Source organism: Micromonospora sp. DSM 43699 (assembly GCF_055517075.1).
Map to the genome: position 1 here is coordinate 90,523 of NZ_JBTMMT010000010.1, position 21,049 is coordinate 111,571.

Genomic DNA, 21,049 nt, shown 5'->3' on the forward strand with positions numbered 1-21,049 from the left:
TCCGCGCAGGCGAGGAGACGACGATGAGCGGTACGACGCCGGACACCCCGGTCGGCGGCCTGATCGGTTTCTGCGGCGACGCCGTACGCCGGACCTGCCGGCTGGACGGGCCGGACGCCGGCTGGCTGATCACCGGCGGCGAGGCCGACCTGTTCGCGGTGCGCCGCTCGGGGCTGTACCCGTCGCGCCGGTTCCACGTGGCCCGGCTGCCCGCCGGTGGGCTGGTGCCGACGTCCACCGCGATCGGCGCCTGGCAGCTGATCCTGGTGCCGCTGCCCGGCACCGAGCTGCGCGGGCTCGGCGTCGGTGAGCTGTCGGTGCTGCAACGGCAGGTCCGCCGGCAGCGGGGGCCGGCCGACGCGGCGGGGGTGCGCGCACGGGCCGCCGCCGCGCAGCTGGTCGCCGCCGTCGACCTGGTGTTGCTCACCCTCGCCGACGCGCTGCGCCGGGGCCAGGCGCCCCGGGAGGCGTCCACCCTGGCCGGCCGCGAGATCGTCTCGCTGGCGCAGGGCAGCACGCTGACCGCCACCGGCGGGGTGTGGTGGCTGCGCTGCGCCGGTGGTCACCTGCGCCGCAACGACGGCGGCCCCAGTGAGACGTCCGGCGAGCAGGAACTGCTGCTGGTCGCCGGCCGGGACTGGGTGGTGGCCGACGCGCCGTGTGTGGTGGAGAGCCAGGCCAGCGCCGATCTGCTCGCCGCCGGCCAGCTCCGGGTGGCGGTGGACCAGCACGTGGCCCGGCTGCTGCGCACGGTGGAGGCGCGCGTCGCCGACGCCGACGCCGCGCTGCTGGACGCCGTCGAGCGTCGCCGGCAGGCCGACGCCGCCGTGGTGGCCGCGGCGGCCCGCCGCTCGATCGGGGTGATCGGCGCCGGCGAGGCGGTGGCCGTGCCGGAACGGGCCACCGAGTTCGACCTGTTCGGGCCGGCGGCGGCGGTGCTGCGGGTGGTCACCGCCGGGTGGGACGTCACCGTCGAGGAGCCGGCCGACCGGAGCCGGACACCGGACGGCGAGCGGGCCGCCGTACACGCCGTCGCCCGGTCCTCCAGCCTGTTCCTGCGGGACGTCCGGCTGCCCGACCGGTGGTGGCGGCGGGACCTGGGGCCGCTGATCGGCTGGCGGGACGGCGACGGCGGCGGGCCGCCGGTGGCGGTGCCCATGATGTTCCGCCGGGGCCGCTACCACCGGGTGGATCCGGAGACCCGGGTCCACCGCCGGATCGAGTCGGCCTTCGCCGCCGGTCTGGCCACCGCGGCCACCCAGGTCCAGGCCCCACTGCCGCACGTCACCTCGATGCGGCACCTGTTGCGCGCCGGCCTGGTCGGCGCGGCCCGCGACGTGCGCACCCTGCTGCTGGCCGCTGGCTGTGTGGCGGTGCTCGGCCTGGGCGTGCCACTGGCCACCGGCGCGGTGCTCGGCCAACTGGCGAGGCGCGGCGAGGTCGAGGGGCTGTCCGGGTTCCTCGCCCTGATGCTCAGCGCGGCCGTGGTGGCCGGCCTGCTCGGCGTCGCGCAGAATCTGCTGCTGCTGCGGTTGGACGGCCGGATGCAGTCCGGCGTGCAACTGGCCCTGTGGGACCGGTTGATGCGGCTGCCGGCCCGCTTCTTCAGCCGGCGCAGCAGCGGCGAGATCGCCAACTCGATGCTCGGCGTCGCCTTCGTCGGGGAGGCGCTCAGCGCCCTGCTGCCGCAGCTGCTCACCGCCGCGGCGACCGTGCTGGTGACCACCGCCATGCTGCTGCTCGTCGAGCCGGTGCTGGGCCTGTGGGGGTTGGGCGTCGTCGTGGTCAGCGGGCTGGCCTTCGCCGTGTTCACGCTGCGTGTGGTGGGGCAGCAGCGGGCCGCGCTGGCCGCCGAACACCGGGCGGCGGCGATGACCAACCAGCTGCTCGGCGGCATCGTCAAGCTCAAGCTGGCCGCCGCGGAGTCCCGCGCCCACGCCCGCTGGTCGGAGCTGGCCGCCACCGCGCGGGCGGCGCTGCAACGGGTCCGGCAGAGCCAGGCCGGGCTGATCGCCTTCGCCACCGTACTGCCGGTCGCCGGCCAGCTGGTGCTCTTCGCCGTCCTGATGGGCCCGCTGGCCGGGCAGGTGTCGCCTACCGACTTCTTCGTGCTCAACGTCGGGTTCGCGATGCTGCTCGGCGCGCTGCTGGTGCTGGTCTCCGCCGGGGTCGAGGTGATCGCCGCGGTGCCCCGGCTGGGCAGCCTGCGCGACATCCTGGCCGCCGAACCGGAGGCCCGGCCGGACCGGGTGGACCCGGGGGAGCTACGTGGTGGGATCGGCCTGCACCGGCTCACCTTCGCCTACCAGCCCGACGACCCGCCGGTGCTCGTCGACGTCGACCTGCACGTGCGGCCCGGCGAGTTCGTCGCGGTGGTCGGGCCCAGCGGATGCGGCAAGTCCACCCTGCTGCGCCTGCTGCTCGGCTTCGAACGCCCCCAGCAGGGCGCGGTGCTCTACGACGGGCAGGACCTGTCCGAACTGGACGTGCAGGCGGTCCGACGGCAGTGCGGGGTGGTCCTCCAGGACGGTCAGCTCTTCGCCGGCTCGGTACGCGACAACATCTGCGGCGCCGGCGGGTTCACCCTGGACGAGGTCTGGGAGGCGGCCCGGATGGCGGGGCTCGCCGACGACCTGGAGGCGTTGCCGATGGGGATGAGCACGATGGTGCCGTTCGGCGGTGGCACCCTCTCGGTCGGGCAGCGGCAGCGGGTGCTGATCGCCCGCGCGTTGGCGCCCCGACCCCGGATCCTCTTCTTCGACGAGGCGACAAGCGCGCTGGACAACCGTACCCAGGAGGTGGTGACCCGGAGCACGGCGACGCTGGCGGCCACCCGCCTGGTGATCGCGCACCGGCTGTCCACGGTGCGCGACGCGGACGTCATCGTGGTGCTCGACCAGGGACGCATCGTGCAGCGGGGCAGCTACGCCGAGCTGATGGAGCAGCCCGACGGGTTGTTCCACCGGCTGGCCCGGCGGCAGTTGCTCACCGAGCCCGACAGCCCCCCGCCGCCCGGGGAGCAGCCGCCGCGCGACGGTCAGCCGTTGTCGACGGGGCTGCCGTCCTCGACGGACAACTCCGCGCCGAGGTGATTCTCCAGCAGGTCGGCGACGTGCGCCTCGGCCTGGTTCTCCACCGCCAACCGGAACGCCTCGGTGAGCACGTTGACCACGCCCTGGGTCAGCAGGATCGTCTCCCGGTCGACGTCGGCCCAGGACGACCGGGACGCGGTGCCGCCGAGTTCGGGGGCGAGGGCCAGCATCCGGGCGGTGACGGCCGCGACCAGTTCGTCGGCGAGCGGTCGGACGCTGTCGAGCACCTCGCTGAGGGCCTGCAACGCCGGCACCGTGCCCATCCGTACCCGGTGCAGGTCCAGGGCGGCGCGTAGCGGCCGGGGCCGCACCGTGCGTACCGTCCCGTCCGGGGCCCGTCCGATCACCCCGTGTCGGGTCAGCGCGTGGGTCAGCGCGGGCCGCTCGGTGGCCAACCGTTGCAGCATCGCGGTCAGCCCGTCGGGTGCCTCGTCGCTGGCCCGCACGCCGAGCATCGCCTCGATGGACACCAGGTTGAAGCCCTGCCGTTGCAGGGTCAGGATGGCGTCCAGCCGGCGGACGTGGGAGTCGTCGTAGAGCGCGACCCGCCCCCGGCGTACCGGTGGGGCCAACAGGCGGCGAGCCTGGTGGGCGCGGATGTTGCGCGCCGACATCCCCACCTTGCGGGCGAGTTCCTCCACGGTGTAGCCGACCGCGGTGCCGGCGGTCGCCGGTCCGGTCGTCACCCGGTCGATGGTCACGGTGGCCTCCGCAGGCGTCGGGGACGGGGTACGGCGACCTGCCGGCCGGTTGCGGCGGACGGCGGGCTCCCCGGGGCCGAGAGTATGGCGGGGCGACCCGCGGGGGACAGAAGGGGAACCACTACTTGCCCCCGACGGTGGTGAACCATTATCCTCCGTGACCGCACGATCACAGCTATTCCGCATTACCCGAGTTCCGCCGTTTCCCGCCCCATTCGCGGCCACATTCGATGAAATTCCCCCCGGGGTGATCCCGGCCCGCTCCGGCTGACCCAGGATGAAGCGAAATCGGGTGGCCCGGGATTGGCCGGGCCGCCCCCGCCGTCGCCGCGCCGCAGGCGCGACCCGGCCGTCGAAGGGAGCAGGAACCGTGACACCTGTCGATCGGGCGGTCTTCGTTGCCGCCTACAGCCGGTTGGTCGCCGATGTGTGGGCCGACCCGGCCCGGGAGCGGGCGCTGGACCGTGCCCCCCGGACGTTGCTCGCCGAGTACGGCCTCGGCCTGCCCGAGGACGTGCAGGTCCGCGTGGTCCGGGACGTCGCCGACGCCGACCCCGACCTGGAGGCGCAGGTCAGCTCGTGGCAACAGGCGTCGTCCACCGGCACCTTCGTGCTCTTCGTGCCGGCGTTGCTGCCGGTGACCGAGGTGGAGTTGGCCGAGGACGAACTGGACAGCGTGGTGGCCGGGTTGGACTCCAGCTGCGCCTGCTGCTGCCCGTGCTGCTGCACCTGACCGGCGGGCCTGCCACCGATGTCTGCCGCCCGAGGGGTGCCGTGGCTGCTTCTGGTGGCAGCCGACCGGAATCCTTGATAGTCGGGCACCGATGTTCTTAACGTTCTCGTCACACCAATTAAACGCCATTTCACGCGGCGAACCCCGAAGAAAGGTGCGATCGATGAGCAACGAAGAGCAGGAGTTCGGCGCCAGATTCGTCACCAAATACTCCGAGCTGGTCACCGCGGTGTGGCGCAGCGACGAGGAACTCCAGCGGCTGCTCGCCGACCCGACCGGCTACGCCACCGCCGCCGGCCTGCCGGTCAGCCCCGGCGCTACCGTCGAGGTGGACCGGGCCCAGCCGACCACGCTCTACACCAAGGACGAGATCGTCGCCGACTGGTCGGGCACCCCCGGGCGGCACGTCCTGCACGTGCCCGAGGTGCCGCTGGTCGACCTCAACGAGCTGACCGAGGCCGAGCTGGAGACGGTGGCCGGTGGCGTCCAGGCCCCGGCCGACAACAACGTCAACATCGTCGCGGTCCTCATCCTCTGAGTTCCCACCCCACCCCGCCGGGAGCCACGATGCCCACCACCGAGACCATCGCGTTCCGCGCCGGCACCTACCGGACGGCCACCGTCGAGCAGACCTGGGAACGGGTCGCCGCCACGCTCGACCGGTTCCGGATCACCCGGGTCGCCGACATCACCCGCCTCGACGAGATCGGCCTACCGGTGCACGTCGCCTACCGGCCGGTCGGGGCGACCATGGCGGTCAGCGTCGGCACCGGCGCCACGCCTACGCAGTCGCGGGTCAGCGCGGTCATGGAGAGCATCGAGTCCTGGCACGCCGAGAACCTCCGGTTGGGGACCGTCACCCGGTCCCCGGCCGAGAGGCTCGACCTGCCGTACGACGTGCGCTGGCTGCACCTGGCCGAACGCTCGCCGCTCACCTCGGCAGTGGTGCTCGACTGGGTGGCCGGCCGGGGGCTGGTCACCGGCACGCCCTGCCTGGTGCCCCGGGCCACCATCGAGCTGGACTTCACCGTCCGCCGGGGCTGGGCCCGCGCACTGTTCAACCCCAGCAGCAACGGCCTGGCCACCGGCAACACCTTCGCCGAGGCCAGCCTGCACGCCCTGCTGGAGGTGATCGAACGGGACTGCATCGCCCCGTACTGCACCTCGGCGCTGGCCGACCGGACGTACACCGACCCGGGCACCGCCACCAACCCGATGACCCGGGGCGTGCACGAGGCGCTGCTGCGGGCCGGCTGCTGGGTGGAGGTCTGCGACATCACCAACAGCATCGGGGTGCCCTGCTACGCCGCCTCGGTCTGGTCGCCGGACCTGCCTGTCACCTTCGGCGGTTTCGGCTGCCACGTCGACCCGGAGATCGCGGTCGGCCGGGCCATGTCCGAGGCCGCCCAGTCCCGGCTGGTGATGGTCTCCGGCGCCCGCGACGACATCGACGCCACCGCCTACCACGACGTCGCCGGGCCGCCGGTACGACCGCCCACCGTCGACCGCCCCGCCGGTCCGGTACGCGCCGACCGGCCACCGACCGGCACCGTCACCGACGTGCTGCGCGAACTGGCCCTTCGGGTGCAGCGCAGCACCGGCGTCGAACCGTTCGCCGTCGACCTGACCCACGACGACATCGGCATCGCGGTGAGCAAGGTCTTCGCCCCCGGCCTGCGGATGTTCGACGAGCGGGCGCTGAGCACCCGACCGGGGGTGCCGGCATGACCGACATCGTCTTCGTCGGCCCCAGCCTCCCGGCCGGACAGGTCGAACGGCTGCTGCCCGACGCCCGGATCCACCCGCCGGTGGCCCACGGCGATCTGCTCCGGCTCGACGTCGGACCCGGCGACCGAGTGCTGATCATCGACGGGTTCTTCCTCCAGCACCCGCCCGTGCGGCACCGGGAGATCCTCGACCTGCTCGCCCGGGGCGTCACCGTCGCCGGGGCGGCCAGCATGGGCGCGTTGCGGGCCGCCGAGCTGTGGCCGTTCGGGATGCGCGGGGTCGGCGACGTCTACCAGCTCTACCGCGACGGGGTGGTCACCGGCGACGACGAGGTGGCAGTGGTGCACGGCCCCGCCGAGGACGGCCACCGCATCCTGAGCGAACCCCTGGTCAACGTCCGGATCGCGCTGCGTCGGGCGGTCACCGCCGGGGTGCTCGACGACGTCGAGGCGGCCCGGCTGCTCCAGCTCTGCCGGGACCTGCCGTTCCGCCGCCGGTCCTACCGGGCCCTGGAACGCACCGCGCCACCGGAGGCCGCCGAGGTGGTGGACCGTTTCCTGACCTGGCACCGGAGTGACCCCTGGGACGCCAAGGGCGCCGACGCGCGGCTGCTGCTGTCGCTGGCCGCCGCCGACGCCGCCGAGTTGCACCCGGCCGGCCCGGCCGACCAACCGATCGACAACCTGCACACCCGGTTCCTGGACAGTTGGCGTTCCCGGCACGCCGGGGCGACCGTCGGCGGGCACTGGGTCAACGACCGCGACGTCGCGGCGGTGCTGATGCTGCTGCACCCCGAGTCGCCGGCCCGGCACCGGCGGGCCGTCCTCGCCGGGGTGGCACGGGTCGACCCCGCCGACCCGGACGTCGAGGACCGCGCCGTCGAGGTGGCCCGGGAACAGGGTCTGCTCGCCGGCGGCCCCACCGGCCAGGACTGGCTGACCGACGCCGAACGGGACCTCGACCCCCGGGAGGCGGCGTTGCGGCTGCTGGTGCGGGCCTTCGGCACCACCCCGTACCGCAGCCTGGCGTGGTGGATGGTGGCCGAGCCGCTGCGCCGGCCCGCGCTGCGGGCCGCCGCCCGGCAGGTCGCCGCGACCGCGATGTCGCTCAACGAGACGATGCTGCCGCGGACGACCGGCGGGCGGCGGCCCGGCGGCCGGCTGCACTTCCGCACCGAGGTCGTCGACGGCTGCTTCGCCGCGCTGTGGGGCTGCCCGCCCGACGGGCTGGCCGCGGCGGCCTGGGACCGGGGCTTCGTCGACCTGGAATCGTTCCGGTACGCCGCCGAACCACTCGTCGCGTACCTCAGGGCCTTCGGCCCACCCCGACTGCCGGCAGCGCCCGGCGGACCGGTCAACGACGAGTCCCGGGCCGGTACGCCGGTCCGGGTGGGCTGAGGAGGAGTCGATGACCGGCACGGTGAAGACGGCGCTGATCTATCCGCCGCTGACGGACCCCACCTCGGGGTACCACTCGCTGAACTACCTCGACTCCTACGCCCGCGCCCAGGGGCACCGGGCGGCGGACATCATCGACGCCAACATCGAGGCGTTCCACCACTCCTACACCCCCTCGGCGTACGAGTGGCTGCGCCGGGAGCTGGCCCGGCCGCCGGTGACCGACCTGACCGGCCCGGACGCGCTGATGGCCCGGGCGAACCGATTGGGCCTGCCCGAGCCGGACCCGCAGCGGCTGCGCCGGTCGATCGGAGTGCTCCAGGACCCGGTGCTGTTCTACGACTACCGGCACTACCAGGAGGCGGTCGAGGGCGTCATCTCCTGGATGGACGCGCTCGGCGCGGTCGGTTTCCCCGGGCAGTTCCGGGCCGGCTTCCGGTTGCAGGCACCGCCGGCGGTCTCCATCGGCTCGGTCGCCGCGCTCACCGACGAGGCGACGCTGGCCCGGCTCAACCGGCCCTTCCAGCCGTACTACGAGGACGTGCTGATCCCCCGGCTGGCCGCGGGCGGGTACGACGTGATCGGTATCAGCGCCACCTACCAGTGGCAGCTCCCGTTCACCCTCTGGCTGGCCCGGCTGATCCGGCAGGCCTGCCCGGACGCGTTCGTGATCACCGGGGGCACCGAGATCTCCGACGTGTGGAAGTGCGCCAGCCGCCCCGAGCAGGTGTTCCAGGTGCTCGCCGACTTCGACGCGATAGTCGTCGGCGAGGGGGAGAGCGCGTACACCGAGATCCTCGACGCGGTGGCGGCGGGCACCCTGCCGGCCGGGCACCCCAACGTGCGGCTGCACCCGAAGTACGGCCGGCAGCGGCAGCTCCCGCTGCGCTACGAGCGGCTCGGCAACATCCCGGTGCCGGACTTCTCAGGCCTGCCCTGGGACCTCTACCTGAGCCCGGAGAAGTTCGTCTACTACTCGCCCACCCGGGGCTGCTACTGGAACAAGTGCACCTTCTGCGACTACGGCCTGAACACCGACGGCCCGACCAGCCCGTGGCGGCAGGACACCGCCGACACGATGATCGCCGACGTGACGGAGCTGGCGAAGTTCGCCAAGTTCATCTACTTCTCGGTGGACGTGCTGGCCCCCGCGACGATCCTGCGGTTCGCCGAGAAGGTCGTCGAACGGGGCCTGGACTTCCGTTGGGGGGCCGAGATCCGGCTGGAGAAGTACTGGTCGGAGGAGCGCTGCGAGCTGTTGCGCCGCAGCGGCTGCGTGGCCGTCTCGGTCGGCTTCGAGTCCGGCAACCAGCGCATCCTGGACCTGATCGACAAGGGCACCCGACCGGAGCAGGTCCGCCGGACGATGACCGCGATGACCAAGGCCAACATCGGGGTGCAGATGATGGGCTTCACCGGGTTCCCCACCGAGACCCGGGAGGAGGCCCTGGACAGCATCGGCTTCCTGCGCGACAACCCCGACCTGTGGACCCTCGGCGGCCTCGGCGACTTCATGCTCACCCCGGGCGCGATCGTGGCCAAGGAGCCGGAGCGCTTCGGCATCAGCAACGTCCGTCCGGTGGAGGGCTCCGACATCGTCCGGGTGCTGCGTTACGACGAGCCGGTCACCGAGGCCGCACACGACGAGGTGATGCGGGCGAAGTCCACCTTGAACCCCGGCCATTACCACCGGCCCTGGCTGGGTAGCACCGACACCCCGCACTCGTTCTTCTACCACGACCGCTACGGCACCGACGTGCGCGGCGTGCTCGCCCACGACCGGGTCCGCCAGCACGACGACGACCGCACCGAGTTCGTCGCCAACGGCGTCTTCGTCGACCGGGCCGACGAGCAGGCGTGGGAGGCGTACCGGCGGATGCGGGCCGACGAGCAGGAGGGCACCCCGGGCGCGCAGCTGCCGATGGACCGGCACCTGTTCCGCCGGGCCGACGGGCAGGTCTTCGCGCTCAACCGCAGCAGCCGGGTCTTCCTGGACCTGTTCGCCGCCCCGCTCACCCTGGCCGAGGCACAGCACCGGCTCTGGGTGGTCGAGCCGACCGTCGCCGACCGGGTGTGGCGCACCTTCATCGGCCAGCGGCTGCTGCGCCGGCACGCCCTGCCCGAACCCGTCGCGGCCACCGACTGACTCTCCGGCCCGTGCCGCCGGCCGCGCTGCTTCGGGCGGCCGGTCAGGCGGTACGGGCCGGGGCGGTGAACGGCAGCAGCACCCGGAACACGGTCGCCCCCGGGACGCTGTCCACCCGGATGTCGCCGTGGTGCTTGTTGACCACGATCCGGTACGAGATGTCCAACCCCAGCCCGGTGCCCTCGCCGACCGCCTTGGTGGTGAAGAACGGTTCGAAGATGCGCGGCCGGACCACCTCGGGGATGCCCGGCCCGGTGTCGGCGACCTCGACCGCCAACAGGTCGCCGGCCCGCGAGGTGCGCAGCGTCACGGTGCCGTCCGCGCCCATCGCCGACAGCGCGTTGTCGATCAGGTTCGTCCACACCTGGTTCAGCTCGGCCGCGTACGCCGGGATGGGCGGCAGGCCACGGTCGTACTCCCGGACCACCCGCACCCCCGGCGGGATCTTCGCCTTGAACATCACCAGGGTGGCGTCGAGCAGGTCGTGCACGTCGACCACCTGGTGCGGGGCCCGGTCCAGCTGCGAATACTGCTTGGCCGCCCCGACCAGGGTGGAGATCCGGGTGACCGCGTCGTCGATCTCGGCCATCAGCTGCTCGGTGTCCAGCGTGTACGACAGCCACCGCACCGCCGACTCCAGGTCCTGCGGGCCGACCGCCTCCCGCACCCGGTCCAGCCATCCGGTGTCCAGGCCGGCGGCGACCAGGGTGGGCGCCAGGTCCCAGCCGGCGGTGACCCGGTGCCCGTCCAGCCAGTCGGCCAGTTCGTCCTCGGCGTCGCTGGCGGCCATCGGGGAGAGCTGCGGCGCGCGGGCGGCCCGCTTCACCGCCTCCTCCTGCAACTCCACCAGGGTGTGCAGCCGGTGGCCGTCGAGCCGACCGTCGGCGATCATCGCCAGCTTGTGCCGCATCCCGGCCACCCGGTCGCGCAGTGCGGAGGTGGCCCGGACGGCCGCGCCGGCCGGGTTGTTCAGCTCGTGGGTGAGCCCGGCGGAGAGCGAGCCCAGGGCGAGTAGCCGTTCCCGCTCGCCGACGATGGTCTGGGTGTCGCGCATCCCGACGAACAGGCCCTCCAGCAGGTGCATCGCCATCGGGAACCAGGTACGCACCGCGTGGGCGAACGTCTCGGCGGGCAGCACCAGGAACTCGGCGTCGGTGACCGCCCGCAGGCTGTTGAGGTACGTCTGGGCGACCTGTCCGCCCAGGTACGCCTGGGTGGCCCCGCCGTACACGCCGCGCTGGTCGGTGCGGTTGACCTCCATGTCGTCGCCGTGCACCCGCCGGCTCATCGCCACCGTCCCGGACAGCAGGACGAAGAAGCAGCTCGCCGGCTCGCCCTCCGGGTAGACGACGGTGCCGGCGGCCCGCTGCTCGACCCGGCCGTGCGCGGCCAGCCAGTCGAGCTGGGCGGGGTCGAGGGCGGCGAAGAGGAAAAGCTCCCGCAGCTGGTCCGGGGTGAGTCGTTCGTCGGTGTCGCTCACTGTGCCTCCAGGTAGCGGTGTACCAGCGAGACGGCCATCGCGCCCTCACCGACCGCCGAGGCGACCCGCTTGACCGACGAGGCCCGCACGTCACCGGCAGCGAACACCCCCGGCAGGCTCGACTCCAGGTGGTACGGGTCGCGGGCCAGGGTCCAACCGGGTGGTCGCCGGCCGTCCGCCGTCAGGTCGGGGCCGGCGACGATGAAGCCCCGTTCGTCGCGGACCAGCACCCCGTCCAGCCACTCGGTGCGCGGTTCCGCGCCGATGAAGATGAACAGCCAGGAGGCGTCCACCTCGCGTACCTCGCCGGTGCGGGCGTCGCGCAGCCGCAGCCGCTCCAGGTGCTCGTCGCCCTCACCACCGACCACCTCGGTGTGCGGGTGCACCACGATCCGGTCGTTCCGCTCCAGCTGCTGGATCAGGTACGACGACATCGACGAGGTCAGGTCGGCGCCCCGGATCAGCACGTGCACCCGGCTGGCGTACCGGGAGAAGTGCACCGCCGCCTGGCCGGCCGAGTTGGCCCCGCCGACGATCCAGACGTCCTGGTCGACGCAGCTCGGCGCCTCGGTCGACGTCGCGCCGTAGAACACCCCGCGGCCGGTCAGGTCGGCCAGGCCGGGGGCGTCGAGCACCCGGTAGGACACCCCGGTGGCCAGCACCACCGTGTGCGCGGCGATGGTGCTGCCGTCGCCGAAACGCAGCAGCCGGGCCGCCCCGGCGCTCTCCAGCCCCACCACCTCGCGGGTGCTGAGCAGTTCCGCGCCGAACTTCAGCGCCTGTCGGCGGGCCCGGTCGGTGAGCTGCGCGCCGGAGACCCCGTCGGGGAAGCCGAGATAGTTCTCGATCCGGCTGCTCTGCCCGGCCTGGCCGCCGGTGGCCCGCCGTTCCACCAGCACGGTGCGTAGTCCCTCCGAGGCCCCGTACACGGCCGCGCCGAGCCCGGCCGGCCCGCCGCCGACCACCACCAGGTCGTAGAAGTCGGCGGCCGGGGCGACGGTGAGCCCGGCCACCGCGGCCAGTTCCGCCTCCGTCGGGGCGACCAGCGCCTTGCCGTCCGGGGTCACCACAAGCGGTATGTCGGTCGCGTCGGCCCCGGCGGCGGCGAGCAGCCGGCCGCCCTCCGGGTCGTCGGTGAGCAGCCAGCGGTACGGCACCAGGTTGCGGGCGAGGAAGTCCCGGACCGCGAACGACGGCGCCGACCAGCGGTGCCCGACCACCCGGATCTCGTCGCTGGCCTGGTCAGGGCTGGCCGCCCAGGACTCCAACAGGGTGTCCACCACCGGGTAGAGCTTCTCCTCCGGCGGATGCCACGGCTTGAGCAGGTAGTGGTCCAGGTCGACCACGTTGATCGCGTCGATCGCCGCCTCGGTGTCGGCGTAGGCGGTCAGCAGCACCCGGCGGGCGGCCGGGAAGAGGTCCATCGCGGCCTCCAGGAACTGGATGCCGTTCATCTCGGGCATCCGGTAGTCGGCCAGCAGCACCGCCACCCGTTCACCGCGCAGCTTGATCTCCCGCAGCGCCGTAAGTCCGCCGGGGCCGGAGTCGGCCCGGACCACCCGGTAGCGGTCGCCGTACCGGCGGCGGATGTCCCGGGCCACCGCCCGGGAGACGGCGGGGTCGTCGTCGATGGTGAGGATCACCGGCTGTGCCATGGTGCCCATGTAAGCACAGCGGTCCGTCCGGGCGTCCGTGCCGCCGGTGGCCGGTCGGCTCGGTGCGTTATCCGTTGGTTTTCTCCGGGGTACGGCCTATGGTGGGCCGCATGTCCCCGGCCGTCCGACTGCTCGGTCCCACCGCCACCGGTTCTCCGGTGACGGCGGTCGTGGTCGGCCGGAGCCTGGCGTCGGTGCCCGGTCCGGCGTCGGCGGCTGGTTCCGCGCGGGCGGTCGACGCGGCTTCCGTCGCTGTTGTGGCAAAGGTGGCGCTTGCGGCAGGTGCGGCGGCTGTGGCTCGGGTGACCGCTGCCGCGCGACCCGCCGTCGTGCCCACCCAGGGGCGGCCGAGCCCGATCCCCGCCGGGCGTGGCCCACCGGAGAAATGCTGTTACTCCGGAACGGCCACCAGGGCGAAGCCATTCGGCTTCGGCCCTTTTTCTGTTTCCCGGGGTTTCCGTTCCCCTCCCGACGTCGTCGTCGCCCGAAGCGCCCGAAGGCGCTCTGCCCGAAAGGACCTGCCATGAGCACCGATCTGCACGACCAGGCCGGACAGCACCGGCTGACCAGACTCCGCCAGACCCTCACCGATCAGTTCGCGGCGCAGACCGCCCGGCTGACCGAGCTGACCGCCGACACCGGTGACCCGGCCGAGGCGCACACCCGGGCCGCGCTGCTCGTGGCCACCCGGCAGAGCCTCGACCACCTGGCCGGGGCGTTGCGGCGGCTCGCCGAGGGCAGCTACGGCCGCTGCGAACGCTGCCAGGTGGCGATTCCGGCGGAACGGCTGGAGGCGTTGCCGCAGGCCCGCTTCTGCGTCCCCTGCCAGCAGCGGGCGCACGGCTGACCGTCCGCCCACCCCTGCGGTCCCCGATGAACCGGTGGTGATCGGACCGGTCCGATCACCACCGGGTCGCCTTCGTGGCCAGTTCGGACCGGAGGTCCGCCTACTGCCGCCCGGTCGTGCCGGCGGGAGCAGTGGTGAGGTCCGCGTCCTTTCGAGCTGATGACGTCAACGCATCACCCAGCTGGGACAACACCACAGGCCCCCCGTCGACCATCCCCCGGCCCGACCCCGCCGCCGCGGGCGCAGACCTCCGCCGGGGCCGGGCCGCACCCGCCACGACATCGGCACGCACCGGCTCGACCTGCGACGACACCGTCCGGCCGGCTCGGCCTTCGGCCGCACTTCCTCGACCCGCCTGCCGGCATCGGGACGGGCCTCGCCGCGCTGACCGGACGCAAGGACTCGGCCACTGCGATCGTCGGGTGAACCCCGGGGGCGAGTCGTTTACGTCATCAGCTCCAAAGGACGCGGACAGCACACTCCATGCCCCGACGGGTCGCGTGCAGTCGGTGGCCGAGCCGGCGGGCTGACACCGTCGTTCGACTGGCCGCCCGCCGCACCCTCCCACCTAGCAGCCTAGGATGCTCTAGGGGGAGCGGCGATCAGCACCCCGAAACGTCACGCCGATACCAGCAACCGTGGAGAGCCAGGTCCGTGGTTCCGGACCGGTACGGTGCTCGCCGTGACCGCAGACGATCGCCGGGCGGCAGGCCCGGTCGCCGTGCTCGCCAACCCCACCGCCGGCCGGGGCCGCCACCGGGGTCTGCTGCCCCGGGTCCTCGACGGTCTCGCCGCCGCCGGTCGCCCGGTGGAGCTGCTCACCGCGGACACCCCGGCCGAGGCGGAGGCGGCCTGCGGTGCGGCCGTTGCCGCCGGGGCGTCCGCGCTGGTCGCGGTCGGCGGCGACGGCACGGTCCACCGCGCCCTCCAGGCGATCGCCGGTACGGCGGTGCCGTTCGGCCCGGTGCCGGCGGGCACCGGTAACGACTTCGCCGCCGACACCGGTTTCCCGGCCGATCCGCTCGCCGCCGTCGAGGTGATCGCCGCCGCGCTACGCGCCGATCGGACCCAACCGGTCGACCTGGCCCGGACGACCGGAGGCGACGGCACCGCCCGCTGGTACGGGGCGGTTCTCGCCGCGGGCTTCGACGCGGTCGTCAACGAGCGGGCCAACCGGATGCGCTGGCCGTCCGGCCCCCGCCGGTACGACCTGGCGATCCTCGTCGAGCTGGCCCGGTTGCGCCCGCGCCGTTACACGCTGCGCCTCGACGGCGTCGAGCACCGGGTCGACGCCGTGCTGGTGGCGGTGGGCAACTGCGCCCGCTACGGCGGCGGGATGCGGATCTGCCCCACCGCCGACCCCACCGACGGGCTGCTGGACGTGGTGGTCGGCGGCCGGTTCGACAGGCGCACCCTGATCCGGGTCAAACCGCGCATCTACTCCGGCACCCACGTGGCGCACCCGCTGGTGCGCAGCTACCGGGCCCGCACCGTCGAGTTGGCCGCCGAAGGCATCACCACGTACGCCGACGGCGAGCGGTCGCTGCCCCTGCCGGTACGGATCACCGCGGTGCCTCGGGCGGTGCGTCTGCTGCGCTGAGCGGCCCACCCGGCTGGGGCCCTGAGGTGGCCGTCTGGCCGCCGGCCGGTGGCCCTGGCGGGGCGGGGGCGATGCGCGGGGCGGCGGCCCGGACCGCGCCGATGCTGGCGACGACCACCAGGCCGATCGCCAGCACCTCGACCGGGCGCAGGTCCTGACCGAGGATCAGCCAGCCGGCGAGCGCGGCGAGCGCCGGTCCGAGGCTCATCAGCACCGCGAAGGTCGAGGTGGCCAGCCGGCGCAGGGCCAGCAGCTCCAGGGTGTACGGCAGCACCGAGGCGAGCAGCGCCAACCCGGCACCGAGCGCCAGCACCCCCGGATGCCACAGCCGGGCCCCGGCGTCGGCCAGCCCGAACGGCAGGGTGAGCGCGGCGGCCAGGGCGAGGGCCAGGGCCAACCCGTCCGCGCGGGGGAACCGGCCGCCGACCCGCGCGGAGCAGACGATGTACGCGGCCCACAACGCGCCCGCCCCGAGTGCGAGGCCCGCGCCCACCGGATGCAGCCGGTCGAATCCGCCCTGGCCCAGCAGGGCCACCCCGGCCAGCGCGAGCCCGGCCCAGCACCAGGCGGTCCACCGACGGGCGGTCAACACCGACAGGGTGAGCGGCCCGAGCACCTCCAGGGTCACCGCGGGGCCGAGCGGGATCCGTTCGATGGCCTGGTAGAAGACCGAGTTCATGCCGGCCAGCGCCAGCCCGAACGCACCGACGGCCAGCCAGTCGGCCCGGTCGTGCCCGCGCAGCCGGGGGCGGCACACCAGCAGCATCAACACCGCCCCGATGGCCAACCGCAGCGTCACCGTGCCGGGCACCCCGACCCGGGGGAACAGCAGCGCGGCCACGGCGGAGCCGAAGTGCACCGACAGCGCCCCGCCGAGCACCAGCCCGACCGCCGCCGCCCGGCCGGACGGGTTGATCACGGGGAGGGCAGGGCCAGGTCGAGCACGGCGCCGAGGCCACTGGGGCGTCCCGGACCGGCGGCCGGCAGCACCAGCACCCCGCAGCCGGCGGCGACCGCCCCGGCGTCGGCGGGGGTGTCGCCGACCATCAGCGTCCGCTCCGGGTCCACCCCGAGCATCCCGCAGGCCCGCAGGAAGATGCCCGGGTCCGGCTTGCACCGCCCCACCTCGTACGACAGCGCGTACGCGTCGACCAGGCCGTCCAGTCCCCAGGCCGCGAAGTGTGGCCGGAGGTCGAAGCCGATGTTGCTCACCACCGCCACCGGAATCCCGGCGGCCCGCAGCGCGGTCAGCACCGGCGCGGTGTCCGGGTAGGGGACCCAGCCGTCGGGCACCAGCACCCGTTCGTAGAGCGCCTCGGCGAAGCCCTCGATCCCGGCGTCCACCGTCTCGGCCAGCCCGGTGTAGGCGGCCCGGTGGGCGTGCTCGTAGAGATCCCGGTCGGCCCAGAGCTCGGCCAGCCGGGGCGGCACCCGGGCCGGCAGTGGACCACCGGCCCGGCCTGCGGTGAGCAGCCGGTCGGCCAGTGCGGTGGCCCGCATCCGCTCCAGGTCCACCCCGCAGGTGGCGGCTGCGGCGACCACCCAGTCGTGGGCCGGCTCGACCTGGGCGAGGGTGCCGTGGAAGTCGAAGAGCACCGCCTCCACGGGGCGGCGGGACGCACCCGCTCGGGTGGCGTCCTCGACGCCGTTCGAGGCTTGGGGCGGTTCGGCATGATCCGGCACGCCGTGCACCCTACCGACCCGCCCCGACCACCCTGCCGGACGGCCTTGGCGGGTGGTCGTCGGTGGTACCGATTAACCTTGCTGACATGTCGAGCCCAGCCGAGCGGTACGCCGAGGCACGCCGTCGGGCCGCCCAGGCCACCCAGTTCCCGGCCCTGGAAGAGTTCGCCCTCGACCTGGGGTTCGATCTCGACGACTTCCAGCGCGAGGCGTGCGAGTCCCTGGAACGGGGCAGCGGGGTGCTGGTCTGCGCCCCGACCGGGGCGGGCAAGACGGTGGTCGGCGAGTTCGCCGTACACCTGGCGTTGCGGGGCACACCCGCGTCGGCGGCGGCCGACGGGGCGGTGGCGCCCGGGGCCCGGCGGAAGTGCTTCTACACCACGCCGATCAAGGCGCTGTCCAACCAGAAATACCACGACCTGGTGCAGCGCTACGGTGCCGCGCAGGTCGGCCTGCTCACCGGTGACAACGCGATCAACGGGGACGCCCCGGTGGTGGTGATGACCACCGAGGTGCTGCGCAACATGCTCTACGCCGGCTCGTCCACCCTGGCCGGCCTGGCCTACGTGGTGATGGACGAGGTGCACTACCTCGCCGACCGGTTCCGGGGCGGGGTGTGGGAAGAGGTGATCATCCACCTGCCCTCCTCGGTCACCCTGGTCTCGCTGTCCGCGACCGTCTCCAACGCCGAGGAGTTCGCCGACTGGCTGGTCACCGTGCGTGGTGAGACGGCGGTGGTGGTCAGCGAGCACCGGCCGGTGCCGCTGTGGCAGCACATGCTGGTCGGCAAGCGGATGTTCGACCTGTTCCACGACGCCGACGCGGCCCGCAAGCACGACGTGCACCCGGAGCTGCTGCGCTACACCCGGGACCAGACCCGCCGGCTGGAGCTGGGGGAGGGGCGCAGCGCCGGCCCCGGCGGCGGCCGGCGCGGCCCGCGCTGGCGCGGGCCGATGCGCCCCGACATCGTCGACCGGCTCGACCGGGAGGGGCTGCTCCCGGCGATCCTGTTCATCTTCAGCCGGGCCGGTTGCGCCGCCGCCGTGCAGCAGTGCCTCGCCGCCGGCCTGCGGCTGACCTCGGCGGAGGAACGGACCGAGATCCGCCGGGTGGTGGAGTCGCGGGTCACCGCGATCCCCGGCGAGGACCTGAGCGTGCTGGGCTACTGGGAGTGGCTCGACGGGTTGGAACGCGGTCTGGCCGCCCACCACGCCGGGATGCTGCCGGTGTTCAAGGAGGTCGTCGAGGAGCTGTTCGTCAGGGGCCTGGTCAAGGCGGTCTTCGCCACCGAGACCCTGGCACTGGGCATCAACATGCCGGCCCGCTGCGTGGTGCTGGAACGGCTGGTCAAGTTCAACGGCGAGGCCCACGTCGACCTCACCCCGGGGGAGTACACCCAGCTCACCGGGCGGGCCGGTCGGCGGGGCATCGACGTCGAGGGGCACGCCGTGGTGGTCTGGTCGCCGGAGACCGATCCCCGGCACGTGGCCGGCCTGGCCTCCACCCGCACCTACCCGCTGCGGTCCAGCTTCCGGCCGTCGTACAACATGGCGGTAAACCTGGTCGGCAGCGTCGGCGCGGAACCGGCCCGCGCGCTGCTGGAGTCGTCGTTCGCCCAGTTCCAGGCGGACCGGTCGGTGGTCGGGCTGGCCCGACAGGTGCAGCGCAACACCGAGACCATCGACGCGTACGGCGCCGAGGCGGCCTGTCACCAGGGTGACTTCGACGAGTACTTCGCGCTGCGGGTGGCCATCGCCGACCGGGAGCGGGCCATCGCCCGGCAGGGGCAGACCCAACGCAAGGCCGCCGCGGTGGCGGCGCTGGAGCGGCTGCGGGTCGGTGACGTGATCCGGGTGCCGTCCGGGCGGCGGGCCGGGCTCGCGGTGGTGCTCGACCCGGCCACCGGGGGGTTCGGTGAGCCCCGGCCGTTGGTGCTCACCCAGGACCGCTGGGCGGGCCGGGTCAGCCCCGGCGACTTCACCACCCCGGCCGAGGTGCTCGCCCGGATCCGGGTGCCCAAGCACTTCAACCACCGCTCGCCGGGTGCCCGACGGGATCTCGCCGCCGAGGTCAGCGGCATCGGGCTGGACCGGCACGGCGGTCGTCGGGGCGGGCGGTCCCGGCAGGCCGCCGGTGAGGACCACCGGCTCAGCCAGCTCCGTACCGAGCTGCGTCGGCACCCCTGCCACGCCTGCCCGGAGCGGGAGGAGCACGCCCGCTGGGCGGAGCGGCGACGCCGGTTGGAGAACGACACCGAGGAGCTGCGTCAGCGGGTGTCCGGGCGTACCGGCTCGTTGGCCCGTACCTTCGATCGGATCGTGGCGCTGCTGACCGCCCGGGGTTACCTGTCCGCCGACGGCGGGGTCACCGACGCCGGGCGGATGCTCGGTCGGATCTGGACCGAGGCCGACCTGCTGGTCGCGGAGTGCCTGCGGCGGGGCGTCTGGGACGGGCTGTCCCCGTCGGAGCTGGCCGCCGCCGTCTCGGTGGTGGTCTTCGAGGCCCGGCGGGACGCCGACGAGCGGGCGTCGCTGCCGCGCGGGCCGGTCGCCGACGCGGTCGACGAGACGCTCAAGTTGTGGAGCGAGATCGAGGCCGACGAGGCGCAGCGGGGCCTGACCGTCACCCGGGAGCCGGACTTCGGCTTCGCCTGGCCGATCTACCGCTGGGCGCGGGGGGAGACCCTGGGCAAGGTGCTCGCCAGCGGTCATCAGATCGAGGGTGAGATGCCCGCCGGGGACTTCGTCCGCTGGGCCCGGCAGGTGGCCGACCTGCTCGGTCAGCTCGCCGACTCCGGTGGTGCGCCGGCCGAGCTGCGGGCCACCGCCCGACAGGCGATCGCCGCCGTCAACCGGGGCGTGCTGGCGCACTACACCTCGGCCTGATCATCACTTTCGGTCACGTTGGTCGGGTGAATCGACGCAGCGGACGGTCACCGTGACGGCACCCCGCGGATAACCCGGGGGGCGCTGTTGCGCCTGCTAGAAGCCTCCCCGATCATTGCTCGGGCGCGGTCTCCTACGCGCCGGTAGCGAGTGGGGGGAAGACCGCCGTGGCGGAGATCAATCACTTTGAGTACGGGTGGATCACACCGGCGCTGAGTTATGCGCTGTCCGTGCTCGGTTCGTTCCTCGGTCTGGTCTGCGCCGGGCGGATCCGCACCGCCGCCAGTTCCGGTCAGCGCGTCTGGTGGGGTCTGCTGGCCGCCTGGGCGATCGGTGGCACCGCGATCTGGGCCATGCACTTCATGGCCATGCTCGGGTTCGCGGTCACCGGCACCCGGATCCGCTACGACGTGCCGCTCACCGCCGCCAGCACGGTGATCGCCGTCACCGCGGTCGGGATCGGCCTGGCCATCGTCGGCACCGGCCGGCTCAGTGCCGCCAAGGTCCTCGGCGGTGGCCTGTTCACCGGCGTCGGTGTCGCTGCCATGCACTACACCGGGATGGCCGCGATGCGGCTCAACGGTGACCTGGACTACGACGGCACCCGGGTGGCGTTGTCGGTGGTCATCGCCGTGGTGGCGGCCACCGTGGCGCTCTGGCTGGCGATGACCGTGCGTCGGGGCCTGGCCATCGCCGGCTCCGCCCTGGTCATGGGGGTCGCCGTCAACGGCATGCACTTCACCGGGATGAGCGCCCTGTCGGTGCACCTGCACGAGCGGCGTGGCGAGGTGACCGGGGCGGGGGTGAGCACCCTGCTGGTGCCGATCGTCCTCGCGGTGATCTTCGTGGTGGTCGGGTTGGTCTACGCGTTGCTCGCCGCCCCCACCGACGACGACCGGGCCGCCGCCGCGTACCTGCGCGCCCGGCAGGTCGCCCCGCCGGCATCCGAGCCGGAGGCCGCCCCGGACCCGGTGGGTCTGCGCAGCCGGTCGACCACCCTGGGCCGGCCGGGCACCCCGTTCCCGTCCCGCCGGGACGTCCCACCGCCGCGCTGACCGGGCACCCCGCACCCGGGCGGTCGGTCAGCGCGACAGCCCGGTGA

General features: G+C 73.6%; 15 protein-coding genes. 10 read left to right on the forward strand and 5 right to left on the reverse strand.

The features are described 5' to 3' along the window. The first annotated feature begins 23 nt into the window (after nucleotides 1-23). Entirely contained in the window at nucleotides 24-3,092 is a 3,069-nt protein-coding gene (locus tag AC0AIB_RS07950) for an ATP-binding cassette domain-containing protein (protein ID WP_328346920.1), read from the forward strand. Here the strand turns inward: AC0AIB_RS07950 and AC0AIB_RS07955 are convergent. Beyond that, nucleotides 3,038-3,778, reverse strand: a complete 741-nt coding sequence (locus tag AC0AIB_RS07955; protein WP_465096325.1) for a MerR family transcriptional regulator — start codon at nucleotides 3,776-3,778, stop codon at nucleotides 3,038-3,040. The genes AC0AIB_RS07950 and AC0AIB_RS07955 overlap by 55 nt on opposite strands. 385 nt (nucleotides 3,779-4,163) lie before the next feature. Between AC0AIB_RS07955 and AC0AIB_RS07960 the strand changes: the two genes are divergently transcribed. The 5 genes from AC0AIB_RS07960 to AC0AIB_RS07980 all read left to right on the forward strand — a co-directional run bounded on the left by AC0AIB_RS07960 (nucleotide 4,164) and on the right by AC0AIB_RS07980 (nucleotide 9,797). Further along, nucleotides 4,164-4,526 carry a hypothetical protein gene (locus AC0AIB_RS07960; RefSeq protein WP_328346924.1) on the forward strand — a complete coding sequence of 121 codons (363 nt, stop codon included), beginning with the start codon at nucleotides 4,164-4,166 and terminating at the stop codon, nucleotides 4,524-4,526. 163 nt (nucleotides 4,527-4,689) lie between these two features. Next, on the forward strand, nucleotides 4,690-5,064 hold the full coding sequence (locus tag AC0AIB_RS07965; RefSeq protein ID WP_282265158.1) for a hypothetical protein: 375 nt from the start codon (nucleotides 4,690-4,692) through the stop codon (nucleotides 5,062-5,064). Between the two features lie 29 nt (nucleotides 5,065-5,093). Continuing rightward, nucleotides 5,094-6,254, forward strand: coding sequence for a YcaO-like family protein (locus AC0AIB_RS07970; RefSeq protein ID WP_465096326.1), 1,161 nt, complete (start codon nucleotides 5,094-5,096; stop codon nucleotides 6,252-6,254). Further along, the gene (locus AC0AIB_RS07975; protein ID WP_465096327.1) at nucleotides 6,251-7,651 is read left to right on the forward strand and encodes a TfuA-like protein; all 1,401 of its coding nucleotides are present in this window, start codon (nucleotides 6,251-6,253) and stop codon (nucleotides 7,649-7,651) included. Before AC0AIB_RS07970 ends, AC0AIB_RS07975 begins: the two co-directional genes overlap by 4 nt. Before the next feature lie 10 nt (nucleotides 7,652-7,661). Then, nucleotides 7,662-9,797, forward strand: coding sequence for a B12-binding domain-containing radical SAM protein (locus AC0AIB_RS07980; RefSeq protein ID WP_465096328.1), 2,136 nt, complete (start codon nucleotides 7,662-7,664; stop codon nucleotides 9,795-9,797). 43 nt (nucleotides 9,798-9,840) lie between these two features. On the opposite strand, the gene AC0AIB_RS07985 is transcribed toward AC0AIB_RS07980, so the two are convergent. Further along, nucleotides 9,841-11,277, reverse strand: a complete 1,437-nt coding sequence (locus tag AC0AIB_RS07985) for an ATP-binding protein (protein WP_328346937.1) — start codon at nucleotides 11,275-11,277, stop codon at nucleotides 9,841-9,843. Further along, nucleotides 11,274-12,932: an NAD(P)/FAD-dependent oxidoreductase gene (locus tag AC0AIB_RS07990; RefSeq protein ID WP_328346939.1), complete on the reverse strand. Its 1,659-nt coding sequence runs from the start codon at nucleotides 12,930-12,932 to the stop codon at nucleotides 11,274-11,276. The genes AC0AIB_RS07985 and AC0AIB_RS07990 overlap by 4 nt, the downstream gene beginning before the upstream one ends. Nucleotides 12,933-13,455: 523 nt before the next feature. On the opposite strand from AC0AIB_RS07990, the gene AC0AIB_RS07995 reads away from it, so the two are divergent. Both AC0AIB_RS07995 and AC0AIB_RS08000 read left to right on the forward strand, forming a co-directional pair. Beyond that, nucleotides 13,456-13,779 (forward strand): TraR/DksA family transcriptional regulator, encoded by a 324-nt coding sequence (locus AC0AIB_RS07995; protein ID WP_328346941.1) that lies wholly within the window; start codon nucleotides 13,456-13,458, stop codon nucleotides 13,777-13,779. A gap of 673 nt (nucleotides 13,780-14,452) precedes the next feature. After that, complete coding sequence (locus AC0AIB_RS08000) at nucleotides 14,453-15,379, forward strand: diacylglycerol kinase family protein (RefSeq protein WP_328346943.1); 927 nt, start codon at nucleotides 14,453-14,455, stop codon at nucleotides 15,377-15,379. Here the strand turns inward: AC0AIB_RS08000 and AC0AIB_RS08005 are convergent. Both AC0AIB_RS08005 and AC0AIB_RS08010 read right to left on the reverse strand, forming a co-directional pair. Further along, nucleotides 15,342-16,298 carry an EamA family transporter gene (locus AC0AIB_RS08005; RefSeq protein WP_328346945.1) on the reverse strand — a complete coding sequence of 319 codons (957 nt, stop codon included), beginning with the start codon at nucleotides 16,296-16,298 and terminating at the stop codon, nucleotides 15,342-15,344. The two genes, AC0AIB_RS08000 and AC0AIB_RS08005, sit on opposite strands and share 38 nt — an antisense overlap. Then, nucleotides 16,295-17,062 carry an HAD family hydrolase gene (locus AC0AIB_RS08010; RefSeq protein WP_442930724.1) on the reverse strand — a complete coding sequence of 256 codons (768 nt, stop codon included), beginning with the start codon at nucleotides 17,060-17,062 and terminating at the stop codon, nucleotides 16,295-16,297. Before AC0AIB_RS08010 ends, AC0AIB_RS08005 begins: the two co-directional genes overlap by 4 nt. Before the next feature lie 86 nt (nucleotides 17,063-17,148). Here AC0AIB_RS08010 and AC0AIB_RS08015 point away from each other — a divergent pair, with 86 nt between their 5' ends. Together AC0AIB_RS08015 and AC0AIB_RS08020 are read left to right on the forward strand one after the other, a co-directional pair. Beyond that, complete coding sequence (locus tag AC0AIB_RS08015; RefSeq protein ID WP_465096329.1) at nucleotides 17,149-19,947, forward strand: DEAD/DEAH box helicase; 2,799 nt, start codon at nucleotides 17,149-17,151, stop codon at nucleotides 19,945-19,947. A gap of 167 nt (nucleotides 19,948-20,114) precedes the next feature. Further along, nucleotides 20,115-21,002 (forward strand): MHYT domain-containing protein, encoded by an 888-nt coding sequence (locus AC0AIB_RS08020; RefSeq protein WP_328346948.1) that lies wholly within the window; start codon nucleotides 20,115-20,117, stop codon nucleotides 21,000-21,002. Nucleotides 21,003-21,049 lie beyond the last annotated feature (47 nt).

Bases quoted from the DNA above. Each gene is read 5' to 3' on its own strand.
- AC0AIB_RS07980 (WP_465096328.1), top strand. From the start codon at position 7,662: ATGACCGGCACGGTGAAGACGGCGCTGATCTATCCGCCGCTGACGGAC.
- AC0AIB_RS07990 (WP_328346939.1), bottom strand. From the start codon at position 12,932: ATGGCACAGCCGGTGATCCTCACCATCGACGACGACCCCGCCGTCTCC.
- AC0AIB_RS07970 (WP_465096326.1), top strand. From the start codon at position 5,094: ATGCCCACCACCGAGACCATCGCGTTCCGCGCCGGCACCTACCGGACG.
- AC0AIB_RS07950 (WP_328346920.1), top strand. From the start codon at position 24: ATGAGCGGTACGACGCCGGACACCCCGGTCGGCGGCCTGATCGGTTTC.
- AC0AIB_RS07995 (WP_328346941.1), top strand. From the start codon at position 13,456: ATGAGCACCGATCTGCACGACCAGGCCGGACAGCACCGGCTGACCAGA.
- AC0AIB_RS07975 (WP_465096327.1), top strand. From the start codon at position 6,251: ATGACCGACATCGTCTTCGTCGGCCCCAGCCTCCCGGCCGGACAGGTC.
- AC0AIB_RS08015 (WP_465096329.1), top strand. From the start codon at position 17,149: ATGTCGAGCCCAGCCGAGCGGTACGCCGAGGCACGCCGTCGGGCCGCC.
- AC0AIB_RS07965 (WP_282265158.1), top strand. From the start codon at position 4,690: ATGAGCAACGAAGAGCAGGAGTTCGGCGCCAGATTCGTCACCAAATAC.